Consider the following 12,303-nt stretch of genomic DNA (forward strand, 5'->3'; position numbering starts at 1 on the left):
TTAAGGAAAAGAAAATGAGCAAGTTTGCTATCGTATTTCCAGGCCAAGGTTCTCAAGCTGTAGGTATGCTTGCTGAACTTGGCGAACAGTATGAAGTAGTTAAAAACACATTTGCTGAAGCGTCTGAAGCTTTGGGCTACGATCTGTGGGCTTTGGTTCAAAATGGCCCAGTGGAAGATCTGAATCAGACTCACCGCACACAGCCTGCATTGCTAGCGTCTTCTGTTGCTATCTGGCGTGTTTGGCAAGAGCAAGGCCTAGAGCAGCCAGCTAACTTAGCTGGTCATAGCTTAGGTGAATACTCAGCGTTAGTTTGTGCTGGCGTTGTCGATTTTAAACAAGCTATTAAGCTAGTTGAGTTGCGCGGCCAATTGATGCAAGAAGCGGTACCGGCTGGTACAGGTGCAATGTACGCGATTATCGGCCTTGATGATGAGTCGATTGCAAAAGCATGTGAAGAAGCTGCACAAGGTGACGTTGTTTCTCCAGTAAACTTTAACTCTCCAGGTCAAGTTGTTATCGCGGGTAGTAAAGCTGCAGTAGAACGTGCGGGTGCGCTTTGTAAAGAAGCGGGCGCTAAGCGTGCACTACCTCTTCCTGTCTCTGTACCATCCCACTGTGCATTGATGAAGCCTGCAGCAGATAAGCTTGCGGTAGCGCTTGAGGACATCGAGTTTAACGCACCTCAACTTCCTGTGATCAATAACGTTGATGTTGTTGCAGAAACTGATCCAGCGAAAATTAAGAATGCTCTTGTTCGTCAGCTATACAGCCCAGTTCGCTGGACGGAAAGCGTTCAACTAATGAGCGAGCAAGGTGTAGAGAAATTGCTAGAGCTTGGTCCAGGCAAAGTACTTACTGGCCTGACAAAGCGAATTGTTAAGACACTAAGTGGCGCAGCAGTCAATGATACTGCTTCTCTAGACGCTGCTAAGTAATTACCAAACAAAGGAATAACGAACATGATGAACCTAGAAGGCAAAGTTGCTCTAGTTACTGGTGCGAGCCGTGGTATTGGCCGTGCAATTGCCGAGCTGCTTGTTGAACGTGGTGCAACAGTTATTGGTACTGCAACTTCTGAAGGCGGTGCGGCTGCTATCAGCGAGTACCTTGGTGAAAATGGTAAAGGTTTAGCACTCAACGTAACTAACGTTGAATCTATCGAAGCAACGCTAAAAACGATCAACGATGAGTTTGGTGCCATTGATATTCTAGTGAACAATGCTGGTATCACTCGTGATAACCTGCTTATGCGTATGAAAGACTCAGAGTGGGATGACATCATCGATACTAACCTGACGCCAATTTTCCGTATGTCAAAAGCGGTACTGCGTGGCATGATGAAAAAGCGTGCTGGTCGTATCATCAACGTTGGTTCGGTCGTTGGTACTATGGGTAACGCTGGTCAAGCTAACTACGCTGCAGCAAAAGCAGGGGTTATCGGCTTCACTAAATCAATGGCACGTGAAGTAGCGTCACGTGGTGTAACAGTGAACACTGTTGCTCCAGGTTTCATTGAAACTGACATGACTAAGGCGCTAAATGACGAGCAACGTGCAGCAACGTTATCGAACGTTCCAGCTGGCCGTCTTGGTGATCCGAAAGAAATCGCATCTGCAGTTGTATTCCTAGCTTCTCCTGAAGCGGCATATATTACAGGTGAAACTTTGCATGTTAATGGCGGCATGTATATGGTTTAATGCAAATGTTTGCACTAAAGTGCTCGATTATTTGTAATTTAGAGCACTTTTAGTGATAAACTTTGCACTAACATGCGCAAGATTTGTGCATGATTTAAGTCAAAAATGTACTGAATTTCGGTTAAATTCGCGAAAATTGTGGTTTGACCAGCAAGGACCCCCTTGCAACTTTCAATAGTTCTAATAAACTACGGAATCATCGCATTAGGCGAAATCTGTAAAGGAAAAGAAAAATGAGCAACATCGAAGAACGCGTAAAGAAAATCATTGTTGAACAGCTAGGTGTAGACGAAGCAGAAGTTAAAAATGAAGCTTCTTTCGTTGACGATCTAGGTGCTGATTCTCTAGATACAGTTGAGCTAGTTATGGCTCTAGAAGAAGAATTCGACACTGAGATTCCAGATGAAGAAGCTGAGAAGATCACTACTGTTCAAGCTGCAATCGACTACGTAAACAGCGCTCAGTAATATCTCTCTCCCAGGCGGCCTTCTGGCCGCCTGTGTTTTTTATTGTCTTCTTTTTATCCCTCATTAAATCATTTCAATTCCGGAGAATAAGATCGTGTCCAAGCGTCGTGTAGTTGTCACTGGCATGGGTATGTTGTCACCGGTAGGCAACACTGTAGAATCTTCTTGGAAAGCCCTGCTAGCTGGTCAAAGTGGCATCGTTAATATCGAGCATTTTGATACAACCAATTTCTCAACTCGTTTTGCAGGTTTAGTTAAAGACTTTAACTGCGAAGAGTATATGTCTAAAAAAGATGCACGTAAGATGGATTTGTTTATCCAATACGGCATCGCTGCTGGTGTTCAAGCACTGGATGATTCAGGCCTAACCGTAACTGAAGAAAACGCTGCACGTGTTGGTGTTGCGATCGGTTCTGGTATCGGTGGTCTAGGTCTAATTGAAACAGGTCATCAAGCACTTGTTGAAAAAGGCCCACGTAAGATCAGCCCATTCTTTGTACCGTCTACAATCGTGAATATGATTGCAGGTCACATGTCTATTCTACGTGGCTTACGTGGTCCAAATATCGCTATTTCTACAGCTTGTACTACAGGTCTTCACAATATTGGCCACGCAGCACGTATGATCGCTTACGGTGATGCGGATGCAATGGTAGCTGGTGGTGCTGAAAAAGCGTCAACCCCGCTAGGCATGGGTGGCTTTGGTGCAGCGAAAGCGCTATCGACTCGTAACGAAGAACCGCAAAAAGCTTCTCGTCCATGGGATAAAGGCCGCGATGGTTTCGTTCTTGGTGATGGTGCAGGCATGATGGTTCTTGAAGAGTATGAACATGCGAAAGCTCGTGGTGCGAAAATTTACTGTGAGCTGGTTGGCTTCGGTATGTCCGGCGATGCTTATCACATGACCTCTCCAAGTGAAGACGGTTCTGGCGGTGCGCTAGCAATGGAAGCAGCGATGCGTGATGCAGGTATCACTGGCGAACAGGTTGGTTACGTGAATGCTCACGGTACTTCAACTCCTGCAGGTGATGTGGCTGAAGTCAAAGGCATTAAACGTGCTCTTGGTGAAGCTGGCTCAAAGCAAGTTCTTGTATCTTCGACTAAGTCGATGACGGGTCACCTACTAGGTGCTGCAGGTTCTGTTGAAGCGATTATCACTGCGATGTCTCTTGTTGACCAGGTTGTTCCACCAACGATCAACCTAGACGATCCAGAAGAAGGCTTAGATATCGATCTTGTACCGCACACTAAGCGTGAAGTATCGATGGAATACGCAGCATGTAACTCATTTGGCTTTGGTGGTACTAACGGTTGTTTGATCTTTAAGAAGATCTAAACAAACGACACCAAACGTTAATTTGACTTGTTTTGAAACGGCTTGATGCTTAGCATTGAGCCGTTTCTTTTTGTATCTGCCTGCTTATTATTTCGTGTTAGGGAGTTCTAATGTTCTGGTTAAATGGTATTGAGTCTGAACACATTTCACCGACAGACCGATCATTTCAATATGGTGATGGGTGTTTTACTACCATGCTTGTCAAAGAGCGAGTTATAGAACATTGGCCATTACACCTACGGCGAATGAAAAAGGCGCTGGCGGTATTAGACATACAAGAACCTGACTGGGAGCAAGTACAACAGTGGTTGGCAATGGCTATGCGACCAGAAAGCACTTCTGGACTTAAGCTGCATATTTCCAGAGGAGAAGGAGGCAGAGGCTATAGCCCCGCGCAAGTTTCGTCACCAAATGTTACTATAAGCGACTTTGCATTCCCGAGTAATTATGAACAATTAGCTCGAGATGGTTTGGCTCTAGGAGTGTGCAATCAGAGACTAGGTATTAATCCTATGCTCGCAGGTCTTAAGCACAACAACCGCTTAGAGCAAGTTTTGCTAAAGGCTGAGTCTGAGCAATTAGGATATACAGATTCTGTGGTACTCGATGTCACTGGTAATGTCATCGAAACGACGATGGCGAATCTGTTTTGGAGTGATGGTAGTACATTGTTCACCCCGAGCCTATTGAACTCTGGAGTCGCAGGGGTTATGCGACAAGTAGTGATTGACCAAGCAAAGGCGGCGGGTTTAGTTGTTGCTGATGAGGACTACGACCTAGATGCCTTACTCAGTGCGAAAGAGGTGTTTATGACTAACTCGATTCTTGGCATTGCCCCTGTAGTACAAGTAGCCGACCATCATTATTCAATTGGAACCTTAACACGACGACTTCAGGAGAACCTCGGCTCGTGATAAAAAAAATAGCAACGTTATTTATTGTTTTGGCTATGGTCGCGATTGGCGGCTTTTTCTATGTGACAAACCAAATTAACAGTTATCTTGACCAACCTGTAAAGATAACTGAACCAGAGATCATCACTATTTCTTCGGGCACTAGTTTGAATGGAGTTCTCAACCAGCTTGCTCAAAATGAATGGATTGAGCCTAGTGAATATTCGCGATTATTGCGCCGCGTTCACCCTGAGCTGGTACACATCAAAGCTGGTACTTTTCAAATAGAGCCCCAACAAACGCTTGAGCAAGCACTATTATTCTTGAATGAGGGTCGCGAACACCAATTTGCGATTACCTTTGTTGAAGGTAGCCGTTTTAGTGAGTGGATCGAAGCGTTATCTCAAGCGCCATACTTAGAGCATGAGTTGAAAGGCTTGTCTGAAGAACAAGTTGCTGTTGAACTAGGTATCGAGCAAAGCAAGCTTGAAGGTCTATTTCTCGCAGAAACTTACCACTACACAGTGGGTACATCGGATGCCGATATTTTGAAGCGAGCGCATCAAAAGTTAAATGATGTGCTAGACAGTAAGTGGCAGGAAAAACAGGCTAATCTGCCGCTTAAAACGCCTTATGAAGCATTGATTCTTGCGTCCATCATTGAAAAAGAAACTGCTGTTGAATCCGAACGAGAGCGCGTGGCTTCGGTATTCGTTAACCGTTTAAACAAGCGCATGCGTTTACAAACCGATCCGACGGTTATCTATGGTATGGGCGATAAATATGACGGCAATATTCGAAAGAAAGACTTACGTACTCCAACGCCATACAATACATATGTGATCAATGGCTTACCGCCAACACCAATCGCAATGCCTGGTAGGGCTTCGATAGAAGCGGCTTTAAACCCTGAAGACAGTAACTACCTATACTTTGTTGCCAGCGGCAAAGGTGGGCATGTGTTCTCTAAAAACTTAGCCGATCATAACCGTGCGGTACGGGCTTATCTAAAACAATTAAGAAGTAACAAATGAACTCAGCAAAATTTATCGTCGTCGAAGGCCTAGAAGGTGCCGGCAAAAGCACAGCTATCAATGCTATTTTGGAAACTTTGCAGCAAGCGGGCGTTGCTTCTATCCGTAATACCCGTGAGCCAGGCGGTACAGTGTTGGCCGAGAAGATGCGTGCTTTGGTAAAAGAAGAGCACGAAGGTGAGAAGCTGCAAGATATGACCGAGTTGCTACTGATGTATGCTGCGCGTGTCCAACTGGTTGAAAATGTGATAAAACCAGCGCTGGCGTCCGGAACTTGGGTCGTTGGTGACAGACACGATATGTCTTCTCAAGCTTACCAAGGTGGTGGCCGCCAGATATCTGCTAATACTATGAAAGCGTTAAGAGACACGACGTTGGGCGAATTCAAGCCGGACTTGACTCTTTACCTTGATCTTGACCCTCGCGTCGGCCTTGAACGTGCGAGAGGAAGGGGAGAGCTCGACCGCATTGAAAAAATGGACATCAGTTTCTTTGACCGCACTCGAGAGCGCTACCTAGAATTGGCCGAGCAAGACGACTCTGTAGTCATAATTAACGCAGAGCAAGCGATTCCTCAGGTTGCTGGCGACATCTCTAAAGCGTTAACAAACTGGTTAGAAAGCCAATAATGCAGGCGTTGTATCCTTGGTTGTCACCAGTTTGGCAACAGTGGAAAGATAACTTAGACCAGAAGCGTTTCTCGAATGCCACCTTAGTGTGCGCACCGAAGGGTTTAGGGGTAGGTGAACTTGTTGATAAAGCATGCTCAGCACTCATGTGCCAGAACTATGAATCTGAGCCTTGTGGTTTCTGCCATAGCTGTGAGCTGATGAATTCGGGAAGTCATCCCGATTTCCATAAGGTTTCCCCAGAAAAAGAAGGCAAAGCGATTACTGTTGATCAGATACGTACTTGTAATCGTATGGCGCAAGAATCATCTCAGCTTGGTGGCTTTCGTGTGATTGTCATAGAACCGGCTCAAGCGATGAACGAGTCTGCGGCCAATGCTTTGCTAAAAACGCTCGAAACGCCTTCGTCTAACTGTATCTTCATTCTTGTGGCACCTAGAGCCAGTATGTTACTACCAACAATTGTTAGTCGCTGCCAGCAGTGGGTAGTCGCTACTCCTACCTCGGAAAGTGTTTCGGCTTGGCTCTCTGAGCACACAAGCAAAGCGGTTCCAGCATATGCAGCCCATATCCATGGTAATGCGCCGCTAACAGCGCTTTCATTTATTGAAGATAAGGGCGATGAACTATACAGCAAAGTAGAGTCACAGCTACTTAGTGTTGCACGCAACGACTGGACGCAGCGTATCGAGTTAAGTCAGTTGCTTGCCTCTCAAGACGATGAATGTTTATCTTGGGTTTGGTACCTGCTGGTCGATGCACAAAAATATCATTTTGGTTTAAATGAAGCGTGCTTTACTCCTGGCGCACAAGCGCTGAGCGAATTGCTAAGCTACGATATACTGTACAAGCAAGCGAACTCATTGAGAGCGCTACAAGAGCAGTTACGCACGCATTCTGGGCTTAACCGTGAATTATTACTGATGAACTGGCTCATTGAGCTAAGTGGAGAAACATGTTCATAGATTCTCATTGTCATTTAGACAAACTGGATTACGAGCAACTGCACAATGGCATCGACGATGTTATTGAGAAAGCACGCCAAGCGAACGTTAACGAGCTGCTGTCTGTTGGGGTTACGCTAGATTCATTTCCCAATATGTTGGAAATGATCAAACCTTACGATAATGTGCACGCCTCGTGTGGTGTTCACCCTCTTGATGTAGAAAGCGACTTTGCCCTTGATGTGCTGCATGAATACGCTAAGCACCCTAAGGTAGTTGCCATTGGTGAAACAGGCCTTGATTACCATTATCAGCCTGAGACAGCCCAATTACAGCAACTCCGTTTTGAGCAACAAACTGAGCTTGCGGTGGAGCTCAATAAACCACTTATCATACATACTCGTAATGCACGTGAGGATACTCTTAGCATACTTCGTAACGGAGATGCGCAGCGGTGTGGTGGCGTGATTCATTGTTTCACTGAAGATTTACCTTTTGCTGAAGCTGCAATGGAACTCGGGTTCTATATTTCTATTTCTGGAATTGTGACGTTTAAGCAAGCTACAGAACTTAAAGAAGTCGTGAAAGCTTTGCCATTGGAGCGCCTTCTAATTGAGACGGATTCACCTTACTTAGCGCCAATTCCACATCGTGGAAAACAAAATCAACCAGCCTATGTTGTAGAGGTTGCCGCTTACATTGCTCAGTTGAAAGGTGTTTCTTTGAGTGAGGTTGGCCAAAAAACCAGCGAAAACTTCCAAAATCTTTTTTTGCGATAGAAAATCTAATTTGAATAAAAAGGGAGCATAAGCTCCCTTTTTTTGTGCCGTATATCACTTAATGGGTAAGTTTTTCTCTTGTTTACGAAATATGTTGAAGATGAGAGCTGAAATAGTTTGAATGTAATTTTGTTACATGAAATAACAATTACCTTTATTTTATTTACCCATCAAAATTAATCGGAAGTGACATTATTTATAATAAAAACAATAAGATGTGTGTTGTGTAAAGCATTGCAGTACGAAGATTTGATTGTGATCTGTATATTACTTTGAAACTAAATTTCGTAACTGGCTAGAAAGTTTGAGGGGCATCAAGATATATTTAGAGCCGGAAAATATAATGCAACACATGGTTACATTTTCACTGGGTGCTAACATTTAGGCTACGGGGGTGTGCCGTTAGAACCCAAGAAATACTAATAACTTTATCAGGAGCATAAACATGTTTAAGAACCTTTTTGCTAACCTGCAAAAAGTCGGTAAGTCTTTGATGCTACCAGTATCAGTTCTTCCGGTTGCGGGTATCCTACTGGGTGTAGGTGCGGCCGATCTAAGCTTTATCCCAGACATCGTTTCTAACTTAATGGAACAAGCTGGTGGTTCAGTCTTCGGTCAAATGGCACTACTATTTGCAGTTGGTGTGGCACTTGGCTTTACAAATAACGACGGTGTAGCAGGTCTTGCTGCGATCGTTGGTTACGGCATCATGACGGCAACACTAGGTGTAATGGCTGGTGTGATGGGTGTTGATAAGATCGATACTGGCGTACTAGGTGGTATCCTAGTCGGTGGTGTTGCTGCTTGGGCATTCAACCGCTTCTTCAAGATTCAGCTTCCAGAGTACCTTGGCTTCTTCGCTGGTAAGCGTGCTGTGCCTATCATTACTGGTTTCGCTGCAATCGCTCTAGCAATCGTACTTTCTGTTGTATGGCCACCAATTGGCGGTGCTATCGCGTCTTTCTCTGATTGGGCTGCACACCAAAACCCACAACTTGCATTCGGTATCTACGGTATCGTTGAACGTTCTCTAATTCCATTCGGTCTACACCACGTATGGAACGTACCATTCTTCTTCGAAGCGGGTACTTGTGTGAACGCTGCTGGTGAAACTCAAAATGGCGTACTAACTTGTTACCTAGTTGCTGACGAAGCATCTCGTACTGCAGGTAATGGCTTCGGTCAGCTAGCAGGCGGCTACATGTTCAAGATGTTCGGTCTACCAGCTGCTGCTATTGCTATCGCTCACTCTGCTAAGCCAGAAAACCGTGCGAAAGTAATGGGTATCATGGCATCTGCTGCACTGACTTCATTCCTAACTGGTATCACTGAGCCAATCGAATTCTCATTCCTATTCGTTGCTCCTGTACTTTACGGTATTCACGCTCTACTAGCGGGTTCTGCATACGTTGTTGCTAACACTCTAGGCTTTGTACACGGTACTTCTTTCTCACACGGTCTAATCGACTTCCTAGTTCTATCTGGTAACGCACAGAAGATGGGTCTAATGGTTGTCGTTGGTCTAGTTTACGCAGCGATTTACTACGCGGTATTCCGCACCGTAATTAAAGCGCTAGATCTTAAGACTCCAGGTCGTGAAGACGAATCTGACGATGCTGCAAACACAGTGGCTGGTTCAGAAATGGCTGGTGAACTTGTTGCTGCGTTCGGCGGTAAAGCAAACATCACTGGTCTAGATGCGTGTATCACACGTCTACGTGTTTCTGTCGCTGATACTGAAGTTGTTGACCAAGACAAACTAAAACAACTTGGCGCTGCTGGCGTAGTAGTTGTTGCTGGTGGTGTTCAAGCCATCTTCGGTACTAAGTCTGATAACTTAAAAACAGATATGGACGAGTGGATCCGTAACAACGGTTAATCCAAACGTTCTGTGAAAAGGAGGCTTCGGCCTCCTTTTTTATTGTTTGTTACAAATGTCAGTAAGCATTTAACGCTAACTGACGAGTGTCTGACATATAGGGGTAATCTAACGGCTATAAAATGAGCAGAGATTTGATGTGGACGAGATCATGAAAAAATTTGTTTATTGTTGTGCGGCGTTAGCCTCTTTTTCTGCCTACGCGAGTGAGTCATCTGAGACAGACCTTGCTGTTGGTATGGCAGTCGATCAACAACTGAGTGTCGTTATCGAGATTAACGATCAGTATCGAGCGATCATCGGTAATGAAGGTGCAGCATTCGACTACATTTTTGCCAACGGCTCTTTTGATGATTCCAATAATCCATTGACTTGGTATGTAGGAGCGGGCGCATGGGGTGAGTGGGATCATGACTTTGGTATGCGTGTGCCACTTGGCTTAAATGTTGATTTGAGCAAGGGGTGGGATTTGTATGGTCAAATTCATCCTGAACTGAACTTATACAAAGGTCCTGAGCTTCAAATTGGTGCGGCTCTTGGTATTAAGTACAGCTTTTAGTGTTATGTGAATCTAAAAAAACAAAAGGGTAAGCAAGTGCTTACCCTTTTGTTTTCAGCGTCTAAGAACAACCGTCCCTAAAAACTTATCACTAGGCCGATATTGGCAGAAAATTGGTTCATCCAATCTGTTTTAAATCGTATGGTACAGGCCTCAGAAGAGGGGAGGTTACACACACTGGTTGTCTCGTTGTCAACTACGGTTCCTAACCAACGTAATTGCCCATTAATTGCCATATTGTCGCTTAGGTTATACTCCATTCCACCAAACAAACTGGCTGAAAATCCGTATTTGTCGTCAGCCCAGTCCACATCGGTATAGGATCCCCCTAAACCGACTCCGACGTAAGTAGAAAAGTTTTTCTCCACAGGGTAGTAAATACTACTTTGCAAGTGGAGGTAATGGATAGCACTGTCTTCGTTGACTTGATCGATACTGCTGTTTTGAGTGGCGTAGTAAAGGCCGATACGACCCTGTTCAAGTGTGGCTTCGACCGCTAAGGCAAAGCTTTCAGATGCTTTTAAGTCGTACTCGTTATCATCCTGATCGACAACTTCTCCGCCTAAGGTATACCCAACCCAAGGGGTGATATAAATATCAGCCTGTGTGCTCTGGCTGATGATCGCTGACGTGAATAGCAAAGAGGCGATGATCGGCTTCATGTGAGATCCTTGTTCCAATTGAACACTATATAAGACTTATTGTGATGGTAACTCCATAATTGTGCACGAAAAAACGCCATTTATTGAACATGTTTCACAGTGCTGTTATTACTTTGTTACATACTAGGAGGTGTTTATGGAATCAGAGCTAAAGTTTGCTTTAATCATTACTGCATCGATCTTTGCGGTTCTTATTAGTTACGGACTGGTTGCTATTACACATTAGCCATGGGTGATATGTTCAATTATGGCTGTGTAACTAACCTTTCGACGCAGGTCAATTTTGACCAGCTAGCGAAGTACACTGGCGGTAAGCACGCTTTGGTTGCTCAAGGTGGTGGCCAGCGCGGAATTTTTACTTCCGGTGTGCTCGATTCATTTCTTTTATCCAACTTTGACCCTTTCCATGAGTTCTATGGCACGTCCGCTGGTGCGCTAAATCTGTGTGCCTTTCTTTGTCGACAGCACGGACTAGGCCGTACTTTCGTCACAGAGCTCACGACAGACCCTGAATTCTTCCATTTATTCCACTACATCCGTCGCAAGCGATATTTAGGCTTAGAATGGGCATTGGATCGGATTTGTGAGTACCCATACAAACTCGATGTTGATATGGGCCGCTCAGTATTAGGGAAGCGTAAAGCGTATGCCGCAGTGACGGATTCGATTACGCTTCACGACCATTACCTACCAATGCTCGGTGATGATTGGTACAAGGTTATGCTTGCGACATGCGCAATCCCACGGCTCTATCCAAATGAAGTGACGTTTAATACCCAATCTTTTGTTGATGGTGGTGTTTCAGCATCTATTCCGGTTCAAGAGGCGTGGCGCAAAGAGGCGCGTTTTATTGCTGTGATTCGCACAGAGGGGAGTGATTTAGACACTTCCGATATTGTTCCATCGATTGAGCGCAATGAAGTTGAATGGTTTAGAGAATCCTTTAACTCTATTCAAGAGCAGTGGCAGCAAAAACTCGAGCAGTGGAAGTCAGACTGGAACGGCTTCTTTCAACAGCAGATTGCTAAGTCCAAGCTGCAAAAGCTTGAACACTCCCATTTAGAGTCCATGAATGGTGGACGCTGGTTGTTCGGCGCCGATGACATTTACCGCTTAAGTCACCTCATCGGAGATAAGTTTGACTCTGGTTTGGCTGATATGTTGATGGTCCATTATCAAACTTACTCGCTAACTCAAGACTTTTTGAATAACCCTCCGGATGATTGCTTTATTGTTCAGATCAAACCAGATAGTCCATTAAAGTCGACCTCTCTTATGAGCAACAAAGAAGACTTGCTACATGACTATGATTTGGGAGTGCAAGCGGGGTTAAGGTTCATCGAAACCTATTCAACGATTAAAAGTTAGCGTTGAAGTTTGCGGTATTCATAAAAATGGTAATTGGCAGAACAACAAAAGGC

Annotated in this window: 14 protein-coding genes; 13 read left to right on the forward strand and 1 reads right to left on the reverse strand. The window is 44.7% G+C overall.

The window, feature by feature from the left end:
- Positions 1 to 14 precede the first annotated feature (14 nt).
- From fabD to J4N42_RS04470, 11 genes are all read left to right on the forward strand, one after another.
- Positions 15 to 938, forward strand: a complete 924-nt coding sequence (gene fabD, locus J4N42_RS04420; protein ID WP_252030017.1) for an ACP S-malonyltransferase — start codon at positions 15 to 17, stop codon at positions 936 to 938.
- A 27-nt stretch (positions 939 to 965) separates the two neighbouring features.
- Positions 966 to 1,700 carry a 3-oxoacyl-ACP reductase FabG gene (fabG, locus tag J4N42_RS04425; protein WP_252030782.1) on the forward strand — a complete coding sequence of 245 codons (735 nt, stop codon included), beginning with the start codon at positions 966 to 968 and terminating at the stop codon, positions 1,698 to 1,700.
- A gap of 233 nt (positions 1,701 to 1,933) precedes the next feature.
- The gene (gene acpP / locus J4N42_RS04430) at positions 1,934 to 2,167 is read left to right on the forward strand and encodes an acyl carrier protein (RefSeq protein WP_004406112.1); all 234 of its coding nucleotides are present in this window, start codon (positions 1,934 to 1,936) and stop codon (positions 2,165 to 2,167) included.
- A 94-nt stretch (positions 2,168 to 2,261) separates the two neighbouring features.
- Positions 2,262 to 3,503 carry a beta-ketoacyl-ACP synthase II gene (gene fabF, locus J4N42_RS04435; RefSeq protein WP_252030019.1) on the forward strand — a complete coding sequence of 414 codons (1,242 nt, stop codon included), beginning with the start codon at positions 2,262 to 2,264 and terminating at the stop codon, positions 3,501 to 3,503.
- A gap of 110 nt (positions 3,504 to 3,613) precedes the next feature.
- Positions 3,614 to 4,417, forward strand: coding sequence for an aminodeoxychorismate lyase (gene pabC / locus J4N42_RS04440; RefSeq protein ID WP_252030021.1), 804 nt, complete (start codon positions 3,614 to 3,616; stop codon positions 4,415 to 4,417).
- Positions 4,414 to 5,430 (forward strand): endolytic transglycosylase MltG, encoded by a 1,017-nt coding sequence (gene mltG / locus J4N42_RS04445; protein WP_252030022.1) that lies wholly within the window; start codon positions 4,414 to 4,416, stop codon positions 5,428 to 5,430. The genes pabC and mltG overlap by 4 nt, the downstream gene beginning before the upstream one ends.
- Positions 5,427 to 6,059: a dTMP kinase gene (gene tmk, locus J4N42_RS04450; protein ID WP_252030024.1), complete on the forward strand. Its 633-nt coding sequence runs from the start codon at positions 5,427 to 5,429 to the stop codon at positions 6,057 to 6,059. Before mltG ends, tmk begins: the two co-directional genes overlap by 4 nt.
- The gene (gene holB / locus J4N42_RS04455; protein WP_252030026.1) at positions 6,059 to 7,024 is read left to right on the forward strand and encodes a DNA polymerase III subunit delta'; all 966 of its coding nucleotides are present in this window, start codon (positions 6,059 to 6,061) and stop codon (positions 7,022 to 7,024) included. The genes tmk and holB overlap by 1 nt, the downstream gene beginning before the upstream one ends.
- A complete protein-coding gene (locus J4N42_RS04460; RefSeq protein ID WP_252030028.1) occupies positions 7,015 to 7,782 on the forward strand; it encodes a TatD family hydrolase in 768 nt (255 codons plus the stop codon). Before holB ends, J4N42_RS04460 begins: the two co-directional genes overlap by 10 nt.
- 445 nt (positions 7,783 to 8,227) lie before the next feature.
- On the forward strand, positions 8,228 to 9,661 hold the full coding sequence (ptsG, locus tag J4N42_RS04465; protein WP_252030030.1) for a PTS glucose transporter subunit IIBC: 1,434 nt from the start codon (positions 8,228 to 8,230) through the stop codon (positions 9,659 to 9,661).
- Between the two features lie 151 nt (positions 9,662 to 9,812).
- Positions 9,813 to 10,220 (forward strand): hypothetical protein, encoded by a 408-nt coding sequence (locus tag J4N42_RS04470; protein WP_252030032.1) that lies wholly within the window; start codon positions 9,813 to 9,815, stop codon positions 10,218 to 10,220.
- A 77-nt stretch (positions 10,221 to 10,297) separates the two neighbouring features.
- On the opposite strand, the gene J4N42_RS04475 is transcribed toward J4N42_RS04470, so the two are convergent.
- Positions 10,298 to 10,882, reverse strand: coding sequence for an outer membrane protein (locus J4N42_RS04475; RefSeq protein ID WP_252030034.1), 585 nt, complete (start codon positions 10,880 to 10,882; stop codon positions 10,298 to 10,300).
- Positions 10,883 to 11,018: 136 nt separating this feature from the next.
- Here J4N42_RS04475 and cydH point away from each other — a divergent pair, with 136 nt between their 5' ends.
- On the forward strand, positions 11,019 to 11,108 hold the full coding sequence (cydH, locus tag J4N42_RS04480) for a cytochrome bd-I oxidase subunit CydH (protein WP_252030035.1): 90 nt from the start codon (positions 11,019 to 11,021) through the stop codon (positions 11,106 to 11,108).
- An 11-nt stretch (positions 11,109 to 11,119) separates the two neighbouring features.
- Entirely contained in the window at positions 11,120 to 12,250 is a 1,131-nt protein-coding gene (locus J4N42_RS04485) for a patatin-like phospholipase family protein (protein WP_252030037.1), read from the forward strand.
- The last annotated feature ends 53 nt before the right edge of the window (positions 12,251 to 12,303 follow it).

Source organism: Vibrio sp. SCSIO 43135 (assembly GCF_023716665.1).
Lineage (GTDB): Bacteria > Pseudomonadota > Gammaproteobacteria > Enterobacterales > Vibrionaceae > Vibrio > Vibrio paucivorans.